General features: G+C 65.7%; 27 protein-coding genes. 10 read left to right on the plus strand and 17 right to left on the minus strand.

Annotated features, from left to right (window positions below; all coding sequences use genetic code 11):
* Nucleotides 1-95 precede the first annotated feature (95 nt).
* Nucleotides 96-446, minus strand: coding sequence for a DUF2958 domain-containing protein (locus BBJ41_RS10730; protein WP_023103962.1), 351 nt, complete (start codon nucleotides 444-446; stop codon nucleotides 96-98).
* A gap of 240 nt (nucleotides 447-686) precedes the next feature.
* Between BBJ41_RS10730 and BBJ41_RS10735 the strand changes: the two genes are divergently transcribed.
* Entirely contained in the window at nucleotides 687-992 is a 306-nt protein-coding gene (locus BBJ41_RS10735) for a helix-turn-helix domain-containing protein (RefSeq protein ID WP_023103963.1), read from the plus strand.
* Between the two features lie 63 nt (nucleotides 993-1055).
* Here the strand turns inward: BBJ41_RS10735 and BBJ41_RS10740 are convergent, their stop codons facing one another.
* On the minus strand, nucleotides 1056-1370 hold the full coding sequence (locus tag BBJ41_RS10740) for a DUF736 domain-containing protein (protein ID WP_023103964.1): 315 nt from the start codon (nucleotides 1368-1370) through the stop codon (nucleotides 1056-1058).
* 776 nt (nucleotides 1371-2146) lie between these two features.
* On the opposite strand from BBJ41_RS10740, the gene BBJ41_RS10745 reads away from it, so the two are divergent.
* The 7 genes from BBJ41_RS10745 to chrA all read left to right on the plus strand — a co-directional run bounded on the left by BBJ41_RS10745 (nucleotide 2147) and on the right by chrA (nucleotide 6626).
* Nucleotides 2147-2476: an ArsR/SmtB family transcription factor gene (locus BBJ41_RS10745; protein WP_027457577.1), complete on the plus strand. Its 330-nt coding sequence runs from the start codon at nucleotides 2147-2149 to the stop codon at nucleotides 2474-2476.
* A 12-nt stretch (nucleotides 2477-2488) separates the two neighbouring features.
* On the plus strand, nucleotides 2489-2959 hold the full coding sequence (locus tag BBJ41_RS10750; protein ID WP_069744861.1) for an ArsI/CadI family heavy metal resistance metalloenzyme: 471 nt from the start codon (nucleotides 2489-2491) through the stop codon (nucleotides 2957-2959).
* Between the two features lie 12 nt (nucleotides 2960-2971).
* Nucleotides 2972-3469, plus strand: a complete 498-nt coding sequence (locus BBJ41_RS10755; RefSeq protein ID WP_027457579.1) for an arsenate reductase ArsC — start codon at nucleotides 2972-2974, stop codon at nucleotides 3467-3469.
* Between the two features lie 10 nt (nucleotides 3470-3479).
* Nucleotides 3480-4565, plus strand: a complete 1086-nt coding sequence (gene arsB, locus BBJ41_RS10760) for an ACR3 family arsenite efflux transporter (protein WP_069744862.1) — start codon at nucleotides 3480-3482, stop codon at nucleotides 4563-4565.
* A 15-nt stretch (nucleotides 4566-4580) separates the two neighbouring features.
* Nucleotides 4581-5003 (plus strand): arsenate reductase (glutaredoxin), encoded by a 423-nt coding sequence (arsC, locus tag BBJ41_RS10765; protein ID WP_027457581.1) that lies wholly within the window; start codon nucleotides 4581-4583, stop codon nucleotides 5001-5003.
* Nucleotides 5004-5070: 67 nt separating this feature from the next.
* Nucleotides 5071-5400: a PadR family transcriptional regulator gene (locus BBJ41_RS10770; protein ID WP_223277441.1), complete on the plus strand. Its 330-nt coding sequence runs from the start codon at nucleotides 5071-5073 to the stop codon at nucleotides 5398-5400.
* The gene (gene chrA / locus BBJ41_RS10775) at nucleotides 5397-6626 is read left to right on the plus strand and encodes a chromate efflux transporter (RefSeq protein ID WP_049405859.1); all 1230 of its coding nucleotides are present in this window, start codon (nucleotides 5397-5399) and stop codon (nucleotides 6624-6626) included. The genes BBJ41_RS10770 and chrA overlap by 4 nt, the downstream gene beginning before the upstream one ends.
* A 54-nt stretch (nucleotides 6627-6680) precedes the next feature.
* Here the strand turns inward: chrA and BBJ41_RS10780 are convergent, their stop codons facing one another.
* Nucleotides 6681-7637, minus strand: coding sequence for an IS110 family transposase (locus BBJ41_RS10780; RefSeq protein WP_027457584.1), 957 nt, complete (start codon nucleotides 7635-7637; stop codon nucleotides 6681-6683).
* 324 nt (nucleotides 7638-7961) lie between these two features.
* Between BBJ41_RS10780 and BBJ41_RS40330 the strand changes: the two genes are divergently transcribed.
* On the plus strand, nucleotides 7962-8123 hold the full coding sequence (locus BBJ41_RS40330; RefSeq protein WP_023114172.1) for a hypothetical protein: 162 nt from the start codon (nucleotides 7962-7964) through the stop codon (nucleotides 8121-8123).
* Between the two features lie 129 nt (nucleotides 8124-8252).
* On the opposite strand, the gene BBJ41_RS10785 is transcribed toward BBJ41_RS40330, so the two are convergent.
* From BBJ41_RS10785 to BBJ41_RS10845, 13 genes are all read right to left on the minus strand, one after another.
* Nucleotides 8253-8462, minus strand: coding sequence for a hypothetical protein (locus BBJ41_RS10785; protein ID WP_023114171.1), 210 nt, complete (start codon nucleotides 8460-8462; stop codon nucleotides 8253-8255).
* A gap of 62 nt (nucleotides 8463-8524) precedes the next feature.
* The gene (locus BBJ41_RS10790; RefSeq protein WP_023114170.1) at nucleotides 8525-10576 is read right to left on the minus strand and encodes a ParB/RepB/Spo0J family partition protein; all 2052 of its coding nucleotides are present in this window, start codon (nucleotides 10574-10576) and stop codon (nucleotides 8525-8527) included.
* Nucleotides 10577-10654: 78 nt separating this feature from the next.
* On the minus strand, nucleotides 10655-11479 hold the full coding sequence (locus BBJ41_RS10795; RefSeq protein WP_017677013.1) for a DUF932 domain-containing protein: 825 nt from the start codon (nucleotides 11477-11479) through the stop codon (nucleotides 10655-10657).
* A 711-nt stretch (nucleotides 11480-12190) separates the two neighbouring features.
* A complete protein-coding gene (locus tag BBJ41_RS10800; protein ID WP_456151302.1) occupies nucleotides 12191-12526 on the minus strand; it encodes a hypothetical protein in 336 nt (111 codons plus the stop codon).
* Nucleotides 12527-12534: 8 nt separating this feature from the next.
* Nucleotides 12535-12885 carry a DUF2958 domain-containing protein gene (locus BBJ41_RS10805; protein WP_023114168.1) on the minus strand — a complete coding sequence of 117 codons (351 nt, stop codon included), beginning with the start codon at nucleotides 12883-12885 and terminating at the stop codon, nucleotides 12535-12537.
* A 268-nt stretch (nucleotides 12886-13153) separates the two neighbouring features.
* Nucleotides 13154-14458, minus strand: a complete 1305-nt coding sequence (locus tag BBJ41_RS10810) for an MFS transporter (RefSeq protein ID WP_038206985.1) — start codon at nucleotides 14456-14458, stop codon at nucleotides 13154-13156.
* A 9-nt stretch (nucleotides 14459-14467) separates the two neighbouring features.
* Complete coding sequence (locus BBJ41_RS10815) at nucleotides 14468-14725, minus strand: metal-sensing transcriptional repressor (RefSeq protein ID WP_003111693.1); 258 nt, start codon at nucleotides 14723-14725, stop codon at nucleotides 14468-14470.
* Between the two features lie 83 nt (nucleotides 14726-14808).
* Nucleotides 14809-15201, minus strand: coding sequence for a hypothetical protein (locus BBJ41_RS10820; RefSeq protein WP_023114166.1), 393 nt, complete (start codon nucleotides 15199-15201; stop codon nucleotides 14809-14811).
* A 352-nt stretch (nucleotides 15202-15553) separates the two neighbouring features.
* Nucleotides 15554-16618, minus strand: coding sequence for a PDDEXK nuclease domain-containing protein (locus BBJ41_RS10825; RefSeq protein ID WP_023114165.1), 1065 nt, complete (start codon nucleotides 16616-16618; stop codon nucleotides 15554-15556).
* Nucleotides 16615-17814 (minus strand): tyrosine-type recombinase/integrase, encoded by a 1200-nt coding sequence (locus tag BBJ41_RS10830; RefSeq protein ID WP_023114164.1) that lies wholly within the window; start codon nucleotides 17812-17814, stop codon nucleotides 16615-16617. Before BBJ41_RS10830 ends, BBJ41_RS10825 begins: the two co-directional genes overlap by 4 nt.
* Nucleotides 17815-18106: 292 nt before the next feature.
* Entirely contained in the window at nucleotides 18107-18406 is a 300-nt protein-coding gene (gene fliT / locus BBJ41_RS10835) for a flagellar protein FliT (protein WP_069746432.1), read from the minus strand.
* 25 nt (nucleotides 18407-18431) lie between these two features.
* Nucleotides 18432-19940: a flagellar filament capping protein FliD gene (gene fliD, locus BBJ41_RS10840; protein ID WP_069746433.1), complete on the minus strand. Its 1509-nt coding sequence runs from the start codon at nucleotides 19938-19940 to the stop codon at nucleotides 18432-18434.
* Between the two features lie 132 nt (nucleotides 19941-20072).
* Nucleotides 20073-21236, minus strand: coding sequence for a flagellin (locus BBJ41_RS10845; RefSeq protein WP_069746434.1), 1164 nt, complete (start codon nucleotides 21234-21236; stop codon nucleotides 20073-20075).
* 518 nt (nucleotides 21237-21754) lie between these two features.
* Between BBJ41_RS10845 and rpsU the strand changes: the two genes are divergently transcribed.
* The gene (gene rpsU, locus BBJ41_RS10850) at nucleotides 21755-21967 is read left to right on the plus strand and encodes a 30S ribosomal protein S21 (protein WP_006401410.1); all 213 of its coding nucleotides are present in this window, start codon (nucleotides 21755-21757) and stop codon (nucleotides 21965-21967) included.
* 167 nt (nucleotides 21968-22134) lie between these two features.
* Here the strand turns inward: rpsU and BBJ41_RS10855 are convergent, their stop codons facing one another.
* Nucleotides 22135-24258: a TonB-dependent siderophore receptor gene (locus BBJ41_RS10855; RefSeq protein ID WP_069746435.1), complete on the minus strand. Its 2124-nt coding sequence runs from the start codon at nucleotides 24256-24258 to the stop codon at nucleotides 22135-22137.
* Between the last annotated feature and the right edge of the window lie 178 nt (nucleotides 24259-24436).

Below are 24436 nucleotides of genomic sequence, written 5' to 3' on the forward strand. Positions count from 1 at the left end.
CCGTTTGGATCAGACTGGCGCGGCTACGCCGCAAGAATCTCGATTGAGACCTGCCCGGTATGACACCAGACTGAAAAAGTCACAGTAGGCTGTGTTCAGTCCGGGATAGCCCCGTCGCGCTCGGCCAGCCGGGTGTATTCCGACAGCGTGCGCGTGGGCCGGAAGTAGCGGTCGCGCATCACGGGCTGCTGATGCGGCCCGACGATGCCAGCCAGCTCGGACAGCTTGACGGTTCCTTGCGCCGGCATTCCGATTCCCAGGTCGATGAGGCCCCAGGCGGTGTCGCCATCGGCGGGATCGAGTGCGGCCAGCAGCCAGGTCACATGCGCGTCCGGCGTGAACAGCCGCACCACGGGCACCGGGTCGATGGCCTGGCCGGCGGCACGAGCCTCGCCGTTGGCGAGCAGTTGCGCGCGCTCCGGGACGGTGGCGAGTGGCTGGGGCATGGTTGGCAATCCCACAAATCCAATGATGCACGGATGCGGTTTCACGCCCAAGCGCAGAACCGCCAAACCGGATTTACGCCTTCGTGTGCAAGCACGGATGCGCTTGCGTGGCTTTGCTGGAACCAGCAAATGCGGATTTCCGTAAAGGCACGAAAACGTAGAACACCAAATGAACACTATAGATTGTAGCCCTATAGGGCGCAATGGGCTGTCATCTTGGTTTTTCGAGGGAAACCATAGGTGGCGGCTGGGAACTCATTGGCGAAGGCGTTGAAGACAGTCAGGAAGGCGCGTGGCTTGAGCCAGGAAGCCTTCTCTGACGTGTCCAGCCGCACCTATATGAGCACCCTCGAACGCGACCTGAAAAGCCCGACCCTGCATAAGCTGGCCGAGCTGTGCGAGGTGATGGAGATCCACCCGCTCACGCTGCTGACGCTGGCCTACGCGGGCGACAGCCCGCACAAGGCCGACGAGCTGCTGGCGCAGGTGCGCCGGGAGCTGGAGGCGGTGCTGAAGGAGCGCGGCGCGGCGAAGCCGCGCGCGTGACGTGGTGATGTGCTGCGAACAGCAGCACAGCGCCCCGCCGCGATGGGCGGGGCGCTGCGGCGGTCACGCCGCCTGGGGCTTGCTGCGCGACCAGATCAGGTCGTGCGTACCGTCCTCGCCTTCGATCAGGCGGGCATAGACCGGAGCCGGGAACGAAGGATCGTCGAGGGTCACGGACTTGTATTCCCGCCCGGCCTCGCTGGTCTTGTTCCACGCCGCGCCGATGTCGTGGCCGGCGGCTTGGAGGCGGAAGTCGGGGGCGTTCTCGCTGCTGCCCTTGTCGTTGGGAACCAGCTTGACCTTGACGTTGAGCGTCAGGGTGCGCAGCGTGCCGGTGAAGCCGTCTTTGTCTGCGGTGAAGGTGCCGATGTTGGCCATGATGATTTCTCCTTTCGGTTGAACAAGGTTCGCGCCCATCGCGTCCTTGTTGTGATCCGGCCGGCGGGGGACGGGCTGGCTGCACCGCTTGCGGTCGAAACGCAGTGGAGAGCCTGGAGGCGAAAAGAATTTGCTGCGCGAGGAAGCCGCGCAGCGGCGGGGAAATTGTTTTCGCCGGACGGTTGCAGCCATGAAGCCCGAGGCGCAGCCGCGCCCCGCCAGGATTCACAACGAGACAAGGACGCCTTGGGCCGAACCGCTCCGAAAGGAGATGGGGCCGACTCGGCATCCCCGCCCGAAGGCTTCGCCGGCTCGCCCGCTGACGCGGGCCAGGTCAACCACCCGACGACAGGCGAGAACGCCCCTGCCGCACCTTGCGGCGCCGCTCTTGAGGCGTGGCGTGGAAGCTCCATAGCGATGCCGGGCGGGTTGTCCGTGAACCTCCTTCGTGACGTGATGGGCAGGCACCGCCAGCGTTGAGGACGGCATGCACCTGCACAACCTGCCGCAGCAAGCGCCAGCGTGTTCGCCAGCGCCCCGTCCGTCGCGGCGGGGCGCGGGCCGGGCCGATCCGGCGCAGCCGGTTCGGCGGCATCGAGGGGCGCCAAGCATCGCGCGGCGGGGATAGCCCGCAGGGCTTTCCCCTGGAGGCAAGCGAAGCGCGCAGCGCCGCAGGCGCGAAGGCGTGAGCAACTGTCTTGAAAGTCAAGCCACGCAGGCTTGATCCAGCATAAGCGGCATTGCCATTGATTCAATAATTGATGTATTATTGAATAATGAATGAAGCCCAAGCCGTTTCCGCCCTCGGTGCCCTGGCCCATGCCCAGCGCCTGCGCGTGTTCCGATCCCTAGTCGTCGCCGGCCCCGAAGGGCTCACGCCCAGCGTTCTGGCCGATCAGCTCGACGTGGCCCGCAACGCGCTGTCCTTCCACCTGAAGGAACTGGCTCATGCTGGCCTCGTCACCATCGAACAGCAAGGCCGCAACCTGATCTACCGCGCCGACTTCAGCCAGATGAATGGGCTGCTCGGCTACCTGACCGAGCACTGCTGCCAAGGCAGCACGTGCGAGGTCAGTGATTCCTCCTCTGCCTGTACCTCCTGCTGAAAGGATCTCCCCATGAAGCGCTTCCACGTCCACCTGCACGTCGATGACCTGAACCGCAGCATCGGCTTCTATTCCCAACTGTTCGCCGCGCAGCCCGCGCGCGTCAAAAGCGACTACGCCAAATGGATGCTCGAAGACCCGCCGGTCAACTTCGCCATCTCCACACGTGGCAACAAGCCGGGCATTGACCACCTGGGTATCCAGACCGACGATGCCGAGGAATTGGCGGTGCTGAAGGCCCGCGCCGAGGCGGCCGACATGACGCTGCTGGACGAGGGCACCACGACCTGCTGCTACGCGCGCAGCGAGAAGCACTGGATCACCGACCCGCAGGGCGTGGCCTGGGAGCACTTTCACACGCTGGGCAATATTCCGGTCTTTAACGAAGCGGCGCCTGCAGCGACTTCCGCCGCAGCGTGCTGTACCCCGGTGCGCGGCAAGCCGATGGGCGTTGCGGTGAAGCCGGCCTCCTCCTGCTGCTGATGTGAGATACCCATGACCACCGACAAGATCTACAGCGCCCTGTTCATCTGCACGGGTAACTCGGCTCGCTCCATCCTGGCCGAAGGCATCCTCAATGAATTGGGCCAGGGGCGCTTTCGCGCCTACTCGGCGGGCAGCCACCCCAAGGGCGAAGTCCACCCACTGGCGCTCGCCACGCTGGAGCGGCTGCACATGCCGACCGCTGGCTACCGCAGCAAGAACTGGGATGAGTTCGCGGCGCCCGGTGCACCGGAGCTGGATTTCATATTCACGGTCTGCGACAACGCCGCCGGCGAGGTCTGCCCGGTGTGGCCGGGACGGCCAATGTCGGCGCATTGGGGCGTTCCTGACCCCGCAGCCGTCAAAGGCACCGATGAGCAGAAGCGCAAGGCATTCACGGATGCGGCGCTGACGCTGCGCCGACGCATCGAGCTGTTCCTGTCGCTGCCGCTGCAGCGGCTGGACGCCATGTCGTTGCAGCATGAGCTGCGCAATATCGGTACGAAGTGAGGCCGGGGCAATGAATGCAATCCCTGAAGCGCTGCGGCCTGAACAAGCGCCGCAGCCCATGAGCCTCTTCGAGCGCTACCTGACGCTGTGGGTGTTCCTGTGCATCGTGCTGGGCGTGGCCCTGGGCCAGTTCGCACCCGGCGTGTTCCAGGCCATCGGCCGCCTCGAGGTCGCGCAGGTCAACCTGCCGGTGGGCCTGTTGATCTGGGTCATGGTCATTCCCATGCTGCTCAAGGTGGACTTCGGTGCGCTGGGCCAGGTCAGGCAGCATTGGCGCGGCATTGGCGTGACGCTGTTCATCAACTGGGCCGTCAAGCCGTTTTCGATGGCGCTGCTGGCCTGGATCTTCGTGCGCCAGATCTTCGCCCAGTGGCTGCCGGCCGACCAGCTCGACAGCTATGTTGCCGGCCTGATCCTGCTGGCCGCCGCGCCCTGCACGGCCATGGTCTTCGTCTGGAGCCGGCTGACCGGCGGCGACCCGGCGTTCACGCTGTCGCAGGTGGCGCTGAACGACACCATCATGGTCTTCGCCTTTGCGCCCATCGTCGGCCTGCTGCTGGGCCTGTCGTCCATCAGCGTGCCCTGGAGCACGCTGATGGTGTCGGTGCTGCTCTACATCGTGATCCCGGTCATCCTCGCGCAACTCTGGCGCCGCGCGCTGCTGCGCCAGGGCCAGGCCGCCTTCGATGCCGCGCTGGCCCGCATCGGCCCGCTGTCCATGGCCGCGCTGCTGCTCACGCTGGTGCTGCTGTTCGCCTTCCAGGGCGAGGCCATCCTGCGCCAACCGCTGGTGATCGCCATGCTGGCCGTGCCCATCCTGATCCAGGTGCTGTTCAACTCGGGGCTGGCCTACTGGCTCAACCGCCAGGTGGGCGAGCAGCACCGCATCGCCTGCCCGTCGGCACTGATCGGCGCTTCCAATTTCTTCGAATTGGCGGTGGCCGCCGCCATCAGCCTGTTCGGCTTCCAGTCCGGCGCGGCGCTGGCCACCGTGGTCGGCGTGCTGATCGAGGTACCCGTGATGCTGCTGGTCGTGCGCGTGGTCAACCGCTCGCGCGGCTGGTACGAATGCGGCCCGAACCCTCCCTCCCGCTAACCCAGGCAAGCCACCATGAGCAACATCACCATCTACCACAACCCCGCCTGCGGCACGTCGCGCAACGTGCTGGCCCTGATCCGCAACAGCGGCGAGGAGCCCACGGTCATCGAGTACCTGAAGACGCCGCCCGACCGGGCGACGCTGACGGCACTGATCGCCGCGATGGGCGTATCGGCGCGCGCCGTGCTGCGCGAGAAAGGCACGCCCTATGCCGAGCTGGGCCTGGATGACCCGCAGTGGAGCGACGTGCAGTTGATCGACTTCATGCTCCAGCACCCCGTCCTCATCAACCGGCCCATCGTGGTCACGCCGCTGGGCACGCGCCTGTGCCGGCCATCGGAGGCCGTGCTGGACATCTTGCCGCAGCCGCAGCGCGGCGCGTTCAACAAAGAGGATGGTGAGGCCGTGGTGGATGCTGAGGGTCGCAAGGTCTAAATACCTCTGCGTGCGCAGTCGGGTGATCTGAAGCTGATATTATCGAATTTCGTTATCGATATTCGATATGAAAGAACAATCGACACCGCGCGCTATGGAGCACCACGACTTGCTGTCGGGACTGATCCGCCTGCATGTGCTGCACCACGCGGCCGAGCAGGAGATCTACGGGCAATGGATGATCGACGAGCTGGCCCACCACGGCTACCGCCTCTCTCCCGGAACGCTGTACCCGATGTTGCACAAGATGGAGCGCGACGGCTACCTCGTCTCCCGCCAGGAGCGTGAAGGGCGCACCGTGCGCAAGCTCTACACGATCACGCCCAAGGGCAAGGAAGGCTTGGCACTGGCCAAGGAACGCATCCGGGAGTTCACCGGGGAGGCGATGCACAAATGACAGATTCAACCAACACCTTGCAGCATGAGTCCGCAGCCGCGCGCGGCTCACCCGTCGAAGTCTTCGGCGCCTTTCTCAAGCTGGGGCTGACCTCCTTCGGCGGGCCGATCGCGCACCTGGGCTATTTCCGCTCGGAGTTTGTCGAGCGCCGCCGCTGGCTGGATGACCGCAGCTACTCCGACCTGGTCGCCCTGTGCCAGCTCCTGCCCGGCCCGGCCAGCAGCCAGGTGGGCATGGCGCTGGGGCTGGGCCGCGCGGGCTGGCTGGGGCTGCTGGCGGCCTGGGCCGGATTCACCTTGCCATCGGCGATTGCGCTGATCCTGTTCGCCTTTGGCATCGCCGAGTACCAGGGGCTGGCCCAGTCCGGCTGGGTCCATGGGCTCAAGGTGGTGGCCGTGGCCATCGTGGCCCAGGCAGTCTGGGGCATGGCCCGGTCGTTGTGCCCGGACCGGTCGCGCGCCGCCCTGGCCATTCTGGCGGCGCTGCTGACCATCATTCTTCCCTCGGCGATGGGGCAGATCGCCGCCATCACGGTGGCGGGATTGCTGGGCTGGTGGGGCTTGAAGATCGCACAGCCTGGCGGCGGCCATGCCCATAGCTACCCGGTTTCGCGCAAGCTGGGCGTCGTGGCACTGCTGCTGTTTGCCGCCCCACTCGTTGGGCTGCCCCTGTGGGCCGCAGCCACGGACTCGTTCACGATAGCGCTGCTGGAAGGGGTGTATCGCTCCGGTGCATTGGTCTTCGGTGGTGGGCACGTCGTGCTGCCGCTGCTGCAGGCCGCCGTGGTGCCGAGCGGCGTCGTGAGCAACGCCGACTTCCTGGCCGGCTACGGCGCGGCGCAGGCCGTGCCGGGGCCGCTGTTCACGTTCTCGGCCTACCTCGGCGCGGTTGCTCACGGCCCGCTGCATGGCTGGATCGGCGGGCTGGCACTCCTGGGCACCATCTTCCTCCCGGCCTTCTTCGTGCTGGTCGGCGCACTGCCATTTTGGGAAGGATTGCGCCACCGCGCGGGCATCCAGACGGCCATGGCCGGCATCAACGCCGGCGTGGTCGGCATTCTGGTGTCCGCCCTCTATGACCCGGTATGGACGAGTGCCATCCACGGCAAGGCGGATTTTGGGCTGGCGCTGCTCTCGTTCGGGCTGCTGACGGTGGGACGCGTGCCGCCAGCGCTCGTGGTGCTGCTGGCCGGGCTGGCGGGCTGGGTCATGGCGATGGGTATCTGAAGCCCATTCGCCGGCGCAGCGGCCGGCCGGACATGGGGACACTCTCCAGCAATTTCAGGCCTGTGCAAGCTGGTCATTCCATGGCCGCCCGCTTTTGACCATGGCATTCAGGATAATCAGCAGCTTGCGCATGCAGGCCACGATGGCCACCTTCTTCGGCTTGCCTGCCGCCAGCAGACGCTCATAGCAACGCCGTATCACGGCGTTGTGACGCATGGCGACGATGGCGGCCATGTACAAAGCGCTCCTGACCGCGGCACGTCCGCCGCAGATGAAGCGTTTGCCGCGGGCCTGGCCCGAGTCCCGGTTCATCGGAGCGACGCCTACCAGCGCAGAGATCTGCCTGGCCTTGAGCCGGCCAAGCTCTGGCAGCTCGGACATCAGCGTCGCAGCCGTTGCCGGACCAACCCCTTTGACGCTCTTGAGCAAGGCGGCCAGATCGGGCTGATGGTACGCCAAGTGTTCCGCAATCCTCCGATCCAGCGCTTCAAGCTGTCTCGACAGCACATCCATCAGTTCCACAATGTCCTGCACCACCTCGGCATGCGCCATGTGCTTGCGCTGGCGCTCACTGACCAGAAGGCGCACCAGTTGCCGGCGTCGAAGCACCAGTGCATGAAGGTATTGCTGCGCCTGGTCTGGCATCGGCTTGATGAAGCGGTCTCGATCCGGCCGCAGATTCAGCACCTGGGCCAGCTCAGCCAGCATGCGGGCATCCACGCTGTCGGTCTTGACTAGGCGCCCCATGGCCTTGGCGAAGTCCCGTGCCTGCCGAGGGTTGATGACGACGACAGCGAATCCCGCAGCTTGAAGTGCGCAGGCGCAGGCCAGTTGGTACTGTCCGGTCGCCTCCATCACGATCAGCGAGACCTGATGGTTTTTCAGCTCTTCGATCAACGCTTGATGCCCGGCACCATCGTTGCTGAATATGGCCGTAGGCTGCTCGTGCCCCATGGCTACATCCATGGTCTTCTTGGAGATGTCGATACCGACTGCAATTTGATTGGCCATGATCCCTGCGTCCCTTCCTTGCAAATGCGAACGGCGTTCACGCAACTGTTCGGGCTTTCAGAGATCGGGCGCATGCATGCGCCCAAGACTCACGCACGGGCTCCATGGGCACCGAGGGATGACGGGCTACATGCTGCGGCCAACCCCGAACCCTGACAGGTCCGGGCGTGACGGCACTGCCGGACACGCACTTCAAAGATACAAGGGATTGAAGCCGAATGGGCCGTGACGGCAAAGACGGCACGGGGCGTAGCCCGAAAGCCCGGCGGCGCTGCGCGCCGACACGCCCAGGCCGTTCCAGATTTCCAAGCAGGAAACGCGGACATGCCTCTGATGAAATGGGCGCGGCTTACGCTGCGGGGTATGCACGCGGCAAGCCGAAAACTGCGGGTGATTCCTGCGCACTGCGGGCGCTTCGGCTTGCAGGCCCATGCGGGCCTGCCATCGCCGGGCGGGAAGCCCGGTCACGTCAACGCCGCCGCCTGAACTGCCGTGATGGCGGCGGCGTTCCGATTCGGCTGTGGGCTTGGAACACCGGGCGCGGCCACTGCCGCGCCCGGATTTTGCGTCCACCGCGCCCAGGACGGTACGGCCTGGGCGCGGTGCTGATCGCGGTTATCCCTTCGTCTCGATGAGCCACCACACGGCACGCGGCAAGGCGCGGCCTGTGATGGGATGAATGTCGGTGAGGTCGGCGCGGGCTGTCCAGCCCGAGGGCGGACGGTAGCCGCGCACGTCGCCTGCGCCGTGCCAGCGGCGGGCGCGCACAGTGCCGGGGGCGTAGATCGCCGCCATGCGCGGGCGGCGGGTGGTGGTGCGGGTCATGGGGGCTTCTCCTTCCAGCGAAGCGCCCCGGTCGAGGCCGGGGCGCTTGCCTTCGGCGCGGGTCAAGCGGCCAGCGCCTCGGCGGGTTCATCCGCCATTGCTTCGGCATCTTCCGGGGCGTCCTGCTCCGGGCCTGCCTCCTGCGCGGCATCCTGCGGGCCTGCGGCCTTGAAGATGGCGGGCATCCAGCCCGTACCATCGGCCAGCCGCTCGGCCTCGCTGGCAATGTCGGCCTTCTTGAGCTTCGCCAGCCGGGTGACGGATTCCGGTGCGAACGCGCCCACGGCATCCAGAATCACGGCCTTCGGAACGTGCTTGAAGTAGCCTTCTGCGGTCGGCTTCCACCATGCGGCCATGTCGAGGCCCACGGCCTGCGCCAGTTCTGCGCCGGGCTGGTGCGGCGTGGCGCGAGGCGTCACCACGTCCACCGTGGAGGCCACGCACACGGCCAGCAGCCGCACCAGTTCGTCTTGCGACTTCGCCAGCAGCACGGCGAGCAGTTCGGCGCTGTCCTCCGGCAAGGCTTCACCTGCCACCTGTTGCAGTTCGCGCAGCGCCACGGCAGCAGGCGATTCCGGCCAGTCCGGGGCCATGCCTTCCAGCCGGTCTTGCGCCGTGAGGCGCACGCCGAGCGGCAGGCCATCGCCATAGGCGTCGGGCTGCAAGACGGTCTGCACCATGTCATGCACCAGCGCGGCCAGCGCGACGTGCGGATGCCGTGCGACTTCGATTTGCAGCGCCGCCGTGCGGTGGGCGCTCAATCGCTGCGCCAGCCGGTCGGACAGGCTCGCGGCCTTGGGCGCGTCGTCGGCGTCCTCGTGCTCGTCGTTGGCGGCTTCGCCTTCGGTGCTGCCGAAACCGCGCCGCAGCTTTTCCAGCGTGCGCAGCGCCTTGGCCTCGGCTTCGCGCAGCAGGCCGCGATGAATGACGGCCTCGCCGTTGCGGTCGATGGTGACGATGGCACCAGCCACCTCGCGCACCTCGGGCGCATAGCCTTGTAAGGCGTCCTCCGCGTCTTGCAGTTCCCCGACCACCTGATCGCGCCGCTGTTCCAGCTTCTCGGCCTTGGCCTCGTCCTCGGCGTCGCAGGCTTCTTCCAGTTCGGCGTCGATCTTTTCGAGGCGGGTTTCCAGCGAGGCGATGCGGCGGGCCTCGCGGGTGGTCGGCTCGCGGCGATGGCGCGGGGCGTTCTGGAACGCTTGCCGTTCCTCGTAGGCCAGATGCGGCACGGCCTCCACCCATGCCCAACCCTCGCCGCGCACGTCCTCGGCCAGCGTTGCCAGCTTGTCGCGCACCAGCGTTTCCAGCACTGCGGTATCGGTGAGGTAGGTTCCGGCATCGCCTTCCGCGAACAGGTCGCGGCGGATGCCGCCGCCTGCCTGCCGGTAGGTGTCCAGCCCGACGAAGCGCACCAGCGCGTGCGTGGCGTCGATTTCGCGCTCGGTCAGGCGCTCGCGCAGCTTGGACGGGCTGCGCTGCCATTCCGGCGCACCATAGAACGCGGCTTCCTGCGCGGCGTGGTCATCGGTGATGGTCAGGGCCATCAACTGTTCCAGCGTCACGCCACCGGCCCGGTAGTCGGCCATGAGACGCGGCGAGACGTTCGCCAGCTTCAAGCGGCGCTGCACCACCAGCGGGGACACGCCGAAGTCGGCGGCAATGTCCTCGACGGGCCGGCCTTCCTTGACCAGCGCGGCGAAGGCCGCGAACTGGTCGGCGGGGTGCATGTTCTCGCGCTGCACGTTCTCCGCGAGGCTGACGGTGCGGGCGGACGCATCGGCCACCAGCAGGCACGGCACTTCGTAGTCAGTGGGGATGCGCTTCTTCTTCGCCAGCAGCTTCAAGGCGGTCAGGCGGCGGTCGCCTGCCACCACCTCGTAAGCCTCGCCATCGGCGGATGCAATCACGATCAGGTTTTGCAGCAGGCCGATGCGGGCAATGCTCGCGGCCAGCTCGGGGATGGACTGGCGCGGGGTCGTGCGGACGTTGCGCTTGGAGCGGCGCGGCAACAGTTGCGACAGCGGAACCAAGATCAGGTTCTTGGTCGGATCGGCCACTTCCAGCGGTGCGGCGGCTTCGATGGCGACGGTTTCGGTTTTGAGTACAGCGTTCATGGTGATAACTCCTTGCGGTTGGGATGCAGCAGCGAGAGAAGCGGCAAGGGCTGCTGCCTGCCCCTGCCGCGTGGGGATTCAGGCTTTCAACTGGCGCAGGCCATCGGCCAGCAGCCACAGGGCGCGATTGAGGCGCACGCTTTGGTCGATGCCCTGCACGGGCCGGGTGGTCTGGCGGCGGCCATTCGCGGCGCGGGCGGACAGGCCGCCTTTGGTCAAGTTCTCCTGCGTGCGGTTGAACACGCTCCACAGGTCGCGGCGGTCGTCGTCGTGGCGGCGTGGCATCAGGATTTGCGATTCCGTGATGGGCGCGGGCTTGTCCTCGTCGTACTTCAACGCCAGCGCAGCGCGGGCGAACACTTCGGATTCCCCGGCGTCGAGCGTGATGGCGCGCATGGCATCGCGCGATTCCTGCGCCCGGTCGAAGCCGTGCAGGACTTCGTAAGCGCCTTCGATGACGTGCCCGGCTACGTCGCCCTTGTGCGGCACGCGCACGTCGGCCACGGTGTCGCCGCAGACAAGGCCATTGCTGCAAACGAAGCGGAACATCCCGGCCAGCATCTGATAGCTGCTGGTGCCGTCATGGGAGTTCAGCAGGATGATTTCGTTGGCCTCGCGGCCGTTGATCTGGCTGGCGTGGCGCAGCCGGATCATGTGCTTGGTGTAGTCGCGGCGGTCGTCGTGGCGCACGCGGGTTTGCGTCACCATGAAAGGCTCGAAGCCTTCCCCGCGCAGTTCTTGCAGCACGGTCGCGGTGGGGATGTAGCTGTACCGCTCAGAGCGGCTTTCGTGCGGGGCGTCCGCGAAGATGGACGGGGCCACGGCCCGGATTTGGTCGTCGGACAAGGGACGTTCCGAACGCAGCACCGGGGAACGGGAAGCGAAGCGGGATGCGAGTTGCATGGCATTTCTCCTGACAAAGAAAAAAGGGGTTGCTGTTCACCGCACACCGGATTCCTAGATTCGGAAGCCCAGCCTTTCGGCGGTTCGGTGCGGTCGGCACGAGGAACCCGGTTGGCCCTGTTGCCACCGTCTTTCCTGAGTTCATCGCCCGCGACGGTCAGGAGCGCGCGGACGGGGGCCGTCAAGGAGGCAAGCGCAGGGTTGGTGCGGCCCGCAGGCGCAGCCGAGGACACGGCCCTGCGCGCCTTGACGGCACACGGCCGCGGGCTACAGTCGCGGTGAAGGTGATGAAGTCAGGGGAGACGGTTGGACATGGCAACGGCCCCTCAGCACGCCGACAGCACGGCAAGCGAAGCGCGCAGGCCCGGATCTAGGAATCCGGGCCGGAGGCGTCAGCCGAGCGGAGCGAGGGAACGATGGAAGCCCGTCAGGGGCGAGACGCCGCAGGCGGCTCGATGCGCTACGCGCACGACAGCGCGACCGGCCATGTTTCTTGGCCGGGGACGCACGGACTCCAAGGCTCGATGTACAAGCTCATGCGCCAGTCATCGGGAAACAGGTTCGACAGCGGCTGCTGCGGTCTGGCCGATCCGGCGCAGCCGGTTCGGCGGCCTTTGAGGGGCGCCAAGCTCCGCGCGGCGGGGATAGCCCGCAGGGCTTTCCCCTGGAGGCAAGCGCAGCGCGCAGCGCCCCGTCAGGGGCACTTAGGCATCACGCCGAGTCGTCAGGACGCAGGCTGGATTCCGCAACCGGCATCCAAGGCGAAGTCGAGTTCAGGTAGTAGCGCCTGCCACGCGCATACAGCCCCGAAGGCTCGGTAGGCTGGTAGAACCCGGTGACGCGGCGCCGGAACTGCGCGCCAAACTCGTTGGTGTAGATCACCGCGTCGCCGATCTTGAAGCGCAAGGGCTGACCGTTCTCCGGCGCGAACGGCTTGAGCGCATCGTGTTGCGCCGTGATTTCGATGATGTAGTCGTGATGGCTGCTCATGGCATTGATCTCCTGCGAAGGTTGGGAAAGCGCAAGGAGCGCCTTGCGGCGCTCCAAGGGCTGGTTCAGACGACGACACGCCCGACCAACCGGGCATCGCGCGCGTAGGCGCTCAACCGCTTCTCGGCGCGGAAAGACAGGTCGCGCTCGATCGGCAGGCCCAGCCTGCCGCGCACGGTCGCCAGCTCGCCCAGGCTGACCCAGCCGATTTCCGGCATCCCCAGGCCCAGGTCGCAAAGACCAAAGGCGTGGTCGTGGTCATCGGGATCAATCTCGGTCAGCAGCCAGGTCGCGCCGGCATCCGGCGTGAACAGCTTGACGACGGGTGCCGGATCGAAGTCCGGGTTCTCCAAGGATTCGCGGCCGTTGGCCAGCAGCACGATGCGCTGCTCGTCAGTGATGAGTGCGTTGTTCATGGTGAACTCCTGAAAGGTTGCCGGGCGGAATTGCCCGACCCTTCCGGGGCACGGCGCAGCGCAAGCAGTCAGGGGTCAACGACGGCCGCCAGGACGCAAGCGCCATCGGCGCGCAGCCCTTGACGGCGAGAACGCCGTGGCACGATGAAGGGGACAGCAAGACCGCCTCCCTCGCACCTCCACGCACGCGGTTTTTGGCAAGCGAAGCGCGCAGGCCCGAATAGCAATCCGGGCCGGAGGCATCAGCGATGTGAAAGGCGGGCAGTTCTTAAATGCGCGCCCAGTCCCGGTGCAGATCGTCAACGATCATGGGATGACGGTGCCCGCCTCGGTCTGCTTGTTCGCGCAAGTGAGGATGATCTGGCGGTAGATGATCGTGGGCGATGTCGGAAGAATCACTAGCGGGCCAGAGCCACAGCGCCAGTCCCACTCCGACAAGACCAATCAGCGACATGATGATGAAGGTCGATTGCAGCCCAAAGGCAGCGCCGAAGCGACCGGCCAAGGGATAGCAAATGAGCCAACACGCATGGGACAGGGCGAATTGCGCGGCAAAGACCGCGGGGCGATCCTCGGGATGAGCGGAGCGGCGCAACAGCCGGCCGGAAGGTGTTTGCGCCACGCTGTAGCCGAAGCCGACCACCAACCAGATCACCACCAGAACGGCATAGGTCGGAATCATTGCCCCGGCTGCCGTTCCCACAACCAGCATCGTCGCTCCCGCAATCATGACAGGTCGATCAGCAATCTTGTCGAGCAGGCGAGGCAGCGCGAAGGCCGCAACCATCGACCCGCCTCCGAAGGCCGCCAGCGCCCACGCTACCTCGGATTCGCCCAGGCCAAAGCGTGCCTTCACGATGACCACCGTGTTCACGATCACCATTGACCCCGCTGCTGCCACAGCGAGGCTGATCGCCAGCAGACCCCGAAGGCGCGGCGTGGCGAGGTAAATGCGCGTGCCCCGCGTAGTACGATCCCATATGCCACGACACGGGCCGGGAACGGTTGTGGGAAGCCTCACGCTGACCACAAGCGCGGCTGACACGAGGAAGCCGAGAACCGTTCCGGCAAACAGGTTGTGGAAGCTGATGACCGTCAGTAGCGCGGCGGCCAGCATCGGGGAAATCAGGCTTTCCAAATCGTAGGCCAGCCGGGAAAGCGACAGTGCTTTCGTGTACTCGTCTTCGTCGGGAAGGATGTCCGGGATAGTGGCTTGAAAGGTCGGCGTGAAGCCTGCGGACGCCGCCTGCAAGACGAAGATCAGCAGATAGATTTGCCAGATTTCGCTGACAAAGGGCAGGCAGAGCGCAACGGATGCTCGTACTAGGTCAAGGGCAACGAGCAACGACCGTCGCGGCAGCCGGTCGGCGAACGCCTGCGCGACCGGGGCGACTCCGACATAGGCCAGCATCTTGATTGCGAGTGCCGTCCCGAGTACCGCGCCGGCATTCGCCCCGGCCAGATCGTAGGCAAGCAGGCCAAGGGCCACCGTCATCAGGCCGGTGCCGACAAGCGCAATCACCTGAGCGGCGAACAGGTGACGATAGGTACGGTTCTTCAGGACGGAGAGCATCGGCGGGCCTCAGAGCAGTTTGGTCAGTGCCTTCATTTCGGTCAAAACGGAGTCTTCGTCATGGGCCAGGCAATGGTCGATGTGGTCGTGGATCAGGACGCGCTTTGCGGCCGTCACCGCGCTTTCCACCGCCGCGAGCTGGCGGGCGATGTCGAGACAGGATTCGCCACTTTCGATCATCCCTATGACGTGCCGAAGATGACCATCGGCGCGTTTCAGCCGCTTCACGAGATCGGGATGGGTTGAGTGCTTGTGTGTCGCGTTCATGTGGCAATTGTATCCCCCCTGGGGGGATATGAAAAAGTGCGCCGCCCGCGAAGGAGCGACGCACCGAAGGCCGCACGACGCAATCAGCCCGCCGCCGGCGCTGTCATCGACTGCAACTGCTCGATCACGCCAGGCTCAACGAACACGCAAGCCTGCTCGTCCGCGATCGGCACGTTGAACACCTGCGCGAACACCGTGCGCCGCAGATGGGCCAGCCGGCCCGTCCGGTATGCCTGCTCGGGCTTCATGCGCCCGCCAGCCTGCGACCCGCTGCGCTGCGGATCGCATTCGACCAGCGCGACAAAGCCATCGTCGGCCAGCTTCTGATGCTCGGGGCACAGGCCCCAGCCGGTCGCCGTGTGGCGCTCCATGCTCGCGCGCAGGCGCTTGTCCAGCAGGATCGCGCCGGTGTCGAACGCCGTGCCGCAGACCAGGCAAACGTGCTGTTCGAGGGAAACGTGTGATTTGTCGTTCATGACGGTTCTCCGGTTGCAAGGGCGGAATTGCCCGGAACCGTCGCCCTCACGGCGCAGCGCAGCAGTCAGGGGTCGCAGACGGCCGCCAGGACGCAAGCGCGCAAGGCGCGCGCAGCCCTTGCACGGCGAGAACGCCGTGATACGGTGAAGGGACACAGCAAGACCGCCCCCTCACACCACCCCACGCACGCGGGTTTTTGGCAAGCGAAGCGCGCAGGCGCGGATCAGCGAGCCGGGCCGGAGGCGTCAGTGATGGAAGCCCGACAGGGGCGAGACTCGCGCAGCGAGGCTCGATGCGCAGCACGACAGCGCGACGGCGGTACGCCGGGACGCCCGACTGCTTGGGACAGGACTATTCGTTGTCGGTCTTGCGCTGCTCGAGCTGCAACTGCGCCCGTTGCGTTGCTTGTTGCAGCCGCTCCACCAGCACGCCCCTCGGCGGCAAGGCGGTCAGGTACTCGGCGACGTGGATGCCCGACTTGTCCAACTCCAGCAATTCGATCTGCTCGCGCTTCTTGCCGGTGCAAAGGATGATCCCCAGCGGCGAGGCTTCCTCCGGCTCCCGTTCGTGCTTGTCCAGCCAGCGAAGATAAAGCTCCATCTGTCCCTTGAAAGCTGCCTTGAACTCGCCGACCTTCAACTCCACTGCCACCAGCCGCCGCAGCTTGCGGTTGTAAAACAGCAGGTCGAGGTGGAAATCCTCGCCGTCGATCTGGATGCGCTTCTGCCGGGCCACGAAGCTGAAACCCGCGCCCAGCTCCAACAAGAACGACTCCATTTCGCGGATGATCGCCGCCTCCAAGTCGCCTTCCTGCCAAGTGTCCCGCAGCCCCAGGAAGTCGAGGATGTACGGGTCGCGCATGACCAGGGCGGGCGACATGCGCTGCGCATCGCGCATCGTCGCCAGCTCGTGCGCGATCGTCTCGCCCGGCTTTTGAGACAGCGCCGTGCGCTCGTACAGCATCGAGTCGATGCGCTCGCGCAGCGTCCGGACGCTCCAGCGTTCGGCGCTCGCCATCTGCGCGTAATAGTCCCGCTGGAGCGGGTCTTTCAGCGGGATCAGGGCGATGAAGTGCGTCCAGCTCAATTCTCGTATCAGTGATACGAGAATCTGCTCGTCGGGGAAGGTGGCCGCGAACTGCACCATGCGGCGCAGGTTCTGCTCGGCAAAACTGCCGCCGTACTCCTTCACCAACTGCGCCGCCAGGGTGGGCAGGACTTCCTTGCCGTAGGCGCCCCGGCGTCCGTCCAAGACGTGCGTGCGGATGCGCTGGCCGATGCGCCAGTAGAGCATCGTCAGCTCGCTATTCACCGTCGAGGCGGCGCGCTTGCGCGCCGCCTCGATCAGTGCCCGAATGTCGCCCAGCAGCGCCGAAGGCGCTGCGGACGATGCTGCGGATGACCGGCGCGTGTTCATGCCGCCGCCTCCGCAAGCTGGCGCGCACCCGTGATGGCTTGGCGGCGGCTGGCCACCAGCTCGGCCGCATCGCGCACCGGCTTGTCCTCGGTGTGGACGTAGTGCATGAACATCGCCACGGTCTTGTGGCCCGTCAGCTTCATGCCCACTTTGGTCGGCACGCCCGAATTGGCAATGTCGGTGGTCGAGCGATGGCGGATGCCGTGCGTGCCGACGTGCGGGACGCCGGCGGCCTTGAGCACCCGGCACCAGCCGCCATAGTGCTCGCCAAAGGTCAGGTGCTTGGCCGGGTCGTTCGGCGATGGCAGGACGTAGGGGCAGCCCTCCCGGCGCGGCGCCGTCGAAAGCAGCCGATAGGCTTCCTCGCTCATGGGCTTGGAAATGCCGCCGACCTTGCTGTCGGGCCACACCACGCGCCGGTTCTCGAAGTCCAGCCAGCTCCATTCGAGCGGGCAGATTTCGGAGCGCCGGGCGGCGAACTCGAATTGCAGGCGGATCGCCAGCGGGATGACGTAGTTCTCCAGCCCCTCCGCCTCCAGCTTCTCCAACTGGCGGAAGATCCGCACCATTTCCTCGTCCACGATGAGCCGGGTTTCCTTGCCCGGCGGGTACATGGGGACGTGGCGGCACGGGTTCGTGCCGTCCGGGCGGTAGCCCCACACTTCGGCCAGGTTGAACATCTTGCGCAGCACGCCGAAGGTCTTGTTCGCCTCGGTCGGCTTGTAGGCCAGTTTCTCCATCAGCCCGGCAATGTCGGGCCGCTTCACGTCATGCACCTTCTTGCGGCCCAGCAGCGGGATGATGTTGCGGTCTATGACGCCCTGATAGCCGTCCTGCGTGCTGGGCTTGTTGCGCTTCTTGGAGTAGTCCTCCATGAACTTCTTGCACAACTCGGCCATCGTGGGCGCCTTGCGCGCCTCGGCCTTGGCGCCGCCGGGGTCGCCGCCCCGGCGAACCTCGGCCAGCCAGTCCTGTGCCTTGACTCGTGCCTGTTCGACGGTCAGCTCCCCGTACAGCCCCAGCGAGGGCTTGCGGGGCTGGCCGGAGTTCGTGCGGTACTGGAGCATGAACACCCGGCGGCCGGTCGGGGTAATCTTGCACAGGAAGCCGGGCACCACGGTATCTCGCAGTTCAACATCCTTGGCCTGGGGTTGGGCCGACTCCACGGCGGTCTTGGTGAGCTTGATCTTTGCCATGATGACTCCTCGGAACAACCCGGATTCCAGGAGCCAGATAGGAGCGGCGCGAGGGAAAACCGGGTCAAGTTTCAGAAAGCACCGGCATATGATGGACGCGCGTAAGTTATTGATAAACCTGCTGTATCTAGCTACGGCGCAGTCCAGCGAACTACCGGGCTGGAGTCATCGTGAAACAAAAAAACGCCCGCGCGAGGCGGGCGGAGGCGAACGAGCACGCCCTCACATCAGCGTGTAGTTCTTGTTGTCGGGTTGGCTGGCGCGCGCGATCGGACGCCGCGCCGGGCATGTGTCAGCGGTTCGCGATGTTCTGGTACTGGCCGACGGCCTGTACGCGGCTCATCGCCGCCTGATATTCGTCGGTCAGTTCCTGCTGCGCGCGTTGCGCGTCGGTGAAGATGCGGTCGTTGCTGGCCTGCATGCGGCGGATCGCGGCGATGCCGGCGGGCGGCTGGTCGGCCGCGAGCGACGCGACGAGCGTCCAGCGCGCGTCGACGAGGCGCACCGCCTCGTCCCAGTCGGCCATCGCGGCCGCATGTTCGATCGCATTGGTGAGTGCGTCGATTTGCGCAATCAGTTCGGTCTGTTCCATCTGGACGCTCCTGTCCGGCTAACGATCAGCTCTTGTTGTTCGACATCGCGCCGGCGCTGTTCGCGCCGCCGAACAGCTGCGTCAGGTACTGGGAATTGCTGTTCATGGTCGCCATCAGCGTGTTGAGCGCGGTGAACTGGGCCTGGTACTGCGTGGTGAGCTGCGCGACGTAGTTCGACAGGTTCGACTGTTGCTGCGTCACGCTCTTCAGGTCGTTGTTGAGCGCCGTCGTGCGCGCGGCGATCAGGCCGTTCGTCTGCGTGTAATTCGTGATGTTGGTCGTCAGCTGCTGACCGATCCCGGTCTTGGAGTTGAACAGCGTCGCCACGCCGGACGGGTTGCTCTGCAGCGCGCCATTGAGCGCCGTGTTGTCGACCTGCAGCGTGCCGTCGGCCTGCAGCGTGACGCCGATCGACGCGAGGTTGACCGTCGAGCCGGTGCCGCTCACGCCGCTGGCGACGATCGACGCGAGTGCGTTCTTGATCGTGTTCAGCGTCGAGTCGCCGAGCAGCGGGCCTTGCGACGATGCGCCGGACGTGAAGCTCGACAGCGAGCCCATCGTCGTGACGAGCGTGTTGTACAGCGTCGCGAAGTTGTTGATCGCGGCCGCCTGGGATTTGGTGTCGGCCGCGACCGTCAGCGTCTGCGGCTGGCCTGCGGTGACGGCGGCCGAAGTGAGGTTCAGCGTGACGCCGGTGATCGCGCTCGAGACGGCGTTGCTCGCGCTCGTGCCGGCGATGCCGTTGATCGTGAACGCGGCGTCCTGCGCGGCCGTGCTCTGCTTCCACGCGGCGCTGCCGTTCGCGGACGTGACCGTCGACTGGCCGCCCGTCGTGCTGGGCGTCGACGTGACGCCGAGGCTGGACAGGCCGTTGTCGCCGGCCACGTTGCTGAGCGAGACGCTGATCGCGTTCGCCGCGCCGGTCGGCGTCGAGCTGAGCACGAGGTGCGCGCCGTCGGTGCCGTTGACGACCGACGCGACGATGCCGGGATTGCCGGCCGTGTTGTTGATCGCGGCGGCGATGCCGGACAGCGTGTTGTTCGCGCCGTTCACGTCGACCGTGAACGACTGGCTGCCGAGCGACAGCTTCATCGTGCCGGTGCCGAGCGCGGTCGACGCGCCGAAGGCGGCCGACGACAACGATTGCGACGTCGCGATCTGCGTGACGCCGAGCGAATAGCTGCCTGCGACAGCGCCCGCGCCTGCGGTCGCGGTGACGCCGGTGCCGCTCGCGGTGGCGGTGAAGGTGTTCTGCAGCGCGCCGTTCGACAGCGTCGTGAGGCTGGCCTGCAGTGCGCTCAGCGCGGCCGAAAGGGCGCCGAACGCGGAAATCTGGGTGTTGTCGCTGGCCTGCTGCGCGCTGAGCGCGGCGGTCTGACCGGCGGTCTTCGCATTGACGAGCGCCGTCACGAGCGAGTTGACGTCCATCGACGAGTTGCCGGTCGATCCGCTGATGATCGATTGGGCAGCCTGTTGCAGCGCGCTGTTGGCCGAGCTATTGGCGGCGGTGACGGCGGGATTGATCGTCGACATCGTAGTGCTCCGTGCGGCGGGTAGTCCGTGAAATTCTGGATGAAGACCTGGCGGCGGGGCAAGGCCCCGCGTGCCAAGTGACTACGGCCGGGCCGCGCGTTACGCGGGGCCCGGCCGTGGGTTGCTACGCGATTACTGCAGGAGCTTCAGGACCTGCTGCGGCAGCGAGTTCGCCTGTGCGAGCACCGAGATGCCTGCTTGCTGCAGCACCTGGTTTTTCGACATGTTCGCGGTTTCCTGCGCGAAGTTCGCGTCGGTGATCTGCGACTGTGCCGACGACAGGTCGGTCGATTCTGCCTGCTGCGACGTGGCGATTGCCGTGAAGCGGTTTTGTGCCGCACCGAGCTGCGCCTGCACGTTGTTCACCGTTTGCAGCGCGTTGTCGATCGACACCATCGCGACGTTCGCACCGCTGACCGTGCTGATGTCGAGGCCCGACACGGTTGCCGGCTTGTTGACGGCGTTGATCTGCGCAATGGCGTTGTTGATCGCGGTGAGCGCCGCCGCCGACGTGTTGCCCGCGCTGGCTGCGCTCGCCGAGAGCGCCAGTGCACCGACTGCGGCGCCCGTGCCGCCCGTTGCGCCGGTGCCGAACACGGTCTGGGCAACGGTTTGCGAGATGGCGCCGCCGTTTTGGTCGGTGAACGTGTAACCACCCTTACCGTCCGACAGCACGTTGATCGCGGTAATCGCAACGCTGCCCGCCGCCGACGTGTACACGCCGGTGTTGTCGAGGCTCAGGCCCGTCACCGTGCCGACCGTCTGGCCCTTCTGCACCAGGCCGCCGCCGATTTGCGCGGCCGACATGCTTTGGCTCAGGTCCAGCGAGATCGTCTGGCCGACGTTTGCGCCAACCTGGAACGACACGATGCCTGCGTTGCCGTTCAGGATGTTCGTGCCGTTGTACGTCGTTTGCGACGCGATACGGTTCACTTCCTGGATCTGTTGCGCAACTTCTTGCTGCAGTGCGGCCTGGTCGGTCGTGGACATCGTGCCCGTCGACGCCTGGACGGCCAGCTGGCGGATACGCTGCAGGCTGTTCGTCAGCGACGACAGTGCGCTCGATGCCGTTTGAATCATCGACACGCCGTCGTTCGCGTTCGACACGCCCTGGTTCAGGCCGTTGATCTGCGTTTGCATCCGCGTCGAGATCGCGAGGCCGGCAGCGTCGTCCGCTGCGCTGTTGATGCGCTTGCCCGACGACAGGCGGGTGATTGCCTGCGACAGGGCGTTTTGCGAGCCGTTGAGGTTCTGCTGTGCAACCAGCGAGTTGATGTTGCTGTTAATTCCGAGCATGGAAAATCTCCTGTTTAAGCCGAAAGCCCTGAAAAGCCGTTTTGGCGTCGGCGGAAGCACTCGTTCATTGCTGGCCGCCTCAGAGCAGGATTTCGGCGTACCAAAACAAAACTTGAGGGGCACGTTGAGATTCGGCCCGATTTTTTATCCTTCTTTGTCATTTCGAACCGACCCGGCCAGGCGGTCCGACTAATGGGGGCGGAGACCGGCCCGCCGGAGGAGTGGCAACGCTGTGCACATGAATTCGACAAAAGGATGGTTTTGTCTGTGATTCCCTGATATGATGGCGGGCTGAATTGAGATTTCTGTCACGCCTTTGCCGGTTTCGGCATGTCTGCTGGCAGTCAAACGCGGCGCTGCACGCGGTTGTGAAGCGTACTCGCGGTGCTTTCCGCCTCTCTTTTCCGGCCTCCGAGGCCGTATTTCCGCTCGTTTCGCCTGTTGTGGGGACGCTCGGATGGCCGGTGCGTGGCGCTTGGCCGCTACGTTTTTGACCGTTTAAGCAATTTAGGAACGACATGACGACGATTCTTCTGAAAGAAAACGAGCCGTTCGAAGTGGCGATTCGCCGCTTTCGTCGCGCTATCGAAAAAAACGGCCTGATCGCTGAACTGCGTGAACGCCAGTCTTACGAAAAGCCGACCGCAGTCCGCAAGCGCAAGAAGGCAGCAGCCGTCAAGCGCCTGCACAAGCGCCTGCGCAGCCAGATGCTGCCGAAGAAGCTCCACTAAGAGCGTCTTACGGTTCGCCGCGAAACGGCGGAGTGTGCTTCGAAAGAAGCCGCTCCGCCGTTTTGCTTTTGCGGCCCGGAATCGTGTAAAAGCCGCGGCGCCGGGCGCTCTCGCGGCGGTTCCGGTCGGCGGAGTGCGACGGCCCGGGGCCGCCGGCGCGTCGTTCGTCAGAAATCGATTTTCGCGCTCAGGCTCACCGTGCGCGGGTCGCCCGGCTTCACATAGTCCGCGTACTGGTATTCCCAGTAACGGCGGTTCAGCACGTTGTCGATCGATGCGCGCAACGTCACGTCGTGGCGGCCGGCCCGCGCCAGGTAGCGCGCGCCCGCATTGACGACCAGAAAGCCCGGCGCGTCGAGGCCGCCGGCCGCGCGCAGCGGCGTTGCGCCGGTGAGTTTCGCGTCGACGCCGAGCGTCAGCCCCGGTATGCCCGGCACCGCATAACCGACGTCGCCGGCGAGCACGAAGCGCGGCGCGCCCGCGACGCGGTTGCCGTTGTTGCCGATTCCGTTCGCGTACCACGCGTCGAGCAGCATCGCGTCGACGCCCGCGCTCCAGCGCGCGCCGAATTTCGCGCGCGTGCCGAACTCGATCCCCTGGATCACCGATTCGCCGTCTTGCACGTAGACGTTCGCTGTATTTGCATATTCGGCACTGCGCTCGATGCGGAACAGCGCCGCCATCGCGCTCCAGCGCGCGTGCTCGCTCTTGATCCCGAGCTCGTACTGCTTGCTGCGCAGCGGCTTGAGCACCTGCCCCGCGTTTGCGTAGACATCGTTCACGCGGCTGCCGGGTTCGAGCGATTCGGCGTAGCTCGCGTACGCGGTGGTCGTCGGCGCGAGCTTGAACATCACCGCGAACGTCGGCGTCACGACGCCGTTTTGCCGATAGCCGGGGTCCTCAGTGCCGCCCGGCTGAAACGAGCGCTGCTCGTAGTTCATGTAGCGCACGCCCGCGAGCACCGACCAGCGATCGGTGAGCTGCACGGTGTCGCTCGCGAACAGCGATTTCTGCACGATCTCGCTCGTGCGGTACTGGACGAAGCCGTGCGGGCTCTCGTAGCGGTACGGATTCGGCGCATAAAGGTTGCCCGTGCCGAGCGGCACGAACACGCTGTCCGCCGAATAGTCGTTCGCCTGCTTCTGCCACGACGCGCCGAGCACGACCTGATGGCTGAACGGGCCCGTGCGCAACTTGCCCTCGACCATCGCGCGCCACTGGCTGAAGCGGTGATCCTCCATCCCGACGTAGCGGCTGTCGGTGTAGTTGCCGGCCGCATCCTGCAGGTACAGCGTGCTTTCGTTGCGGCGGCGCGTCGCCTTGCTGTAGCTGTACACGACGTCGAGCTGCCAGTCGGGCGCGAGCTGGTATTGCAGCCCGGCCGTGTAGAGCTGCAGGTTCGTGTTCAGGTACTGGTCCTTGCCGCCGAGGTTCGTCGTGCCACCGCTGATCGTCGCGGGCAGCGCGCCGCCCGGGTAGCTGCCGGTGAAGATCGACGGCGTCTGACCCGTCGTGCGGCGCTCCTGGTAAAGCGCCCCGAAATTCACCGACAGGTCGCGCGTCAGGTTGGCCTGCAGCGCGAGCGACACGCTGTCGCGGCGGATGTTGCCGTCGTTGTACGTCTTGCCTTCCTCGTGCGTCGCGTTCAGCCGCGCGCCGAACATGCTGTTCGGCCCGAAGCGCTGGCCGAGATCGACGTGTTCGGTCCACACATTGGTGCTCCGGTAGCCCACGTCGATGCTGCGCACGGATTCGGCGCCCGGCTGCTTCGTCACGTAGTTCACGACGCCGCCGGGCGTCACGAAGCCATACAGGAAACCGCCGAGCCCCTTCAGCAGCTCGACGCGCTCGAGCTGCTCGTACGGCATCGTGATCCCGTACGTGACGAACGGCAGCCCGTCGATCTTGTAGCCGTTCTGCCAGTCGAGCGGCATGCCGCGCACGGTCATGTAGCTGGCCCACGCGCTGTATGCGCCGCTGTTGTCGGACACCGATGCGTCGTTCGCGAACACGTCGCCGAGCTTGTACGGCTGGCGCGCCTCGAGTTCTTCCGATGTGACGATCGTCGTCGAAAACGGCGTGTCGAGCTGGCGTCGCGTGCCGAGCGCGCCAGCCGAGATCGCGTCGGTCAGGTGCTGCGGCGAGTCGTGCGCGGCCGTGATGTTCAGGGCGGGCAGCACCGCGGCGTCACCGGGCGAATCGTCCGCGTGCGCGAGCGACGCCGCGAAGCAGGCGAAGACGGCGGCCAGGCGGCGCGGCGGGACAGGAGGGCGAGCAAGGCTGGCAATCATGGCGATTGAGTAAAAATGCAAGTAAGAATCATTCGCATTGCGTTAAAATGTCGCGCATCGTATCAAAACCCGCCGAACGCGCAACAATTCCATGCCGCGCACAAGGACATCCAGCCCCGCCTGGCTTGGCCGGCCAGCTCCTGTGCGGCGCCCGACATCAAATGACCTGCATCCCGTC

This window comes from Burkholderia stabilis, from assembly GCF_001742165.1.
In the GTDB taxonomy this organism is placed as follows: domain Bacteria; phylum Pseudomonadota; class Gammaproteobacteria; order Burkholderiales; family Burkholderiaceae; genus Burkholderia; species Burkholderia stabilis.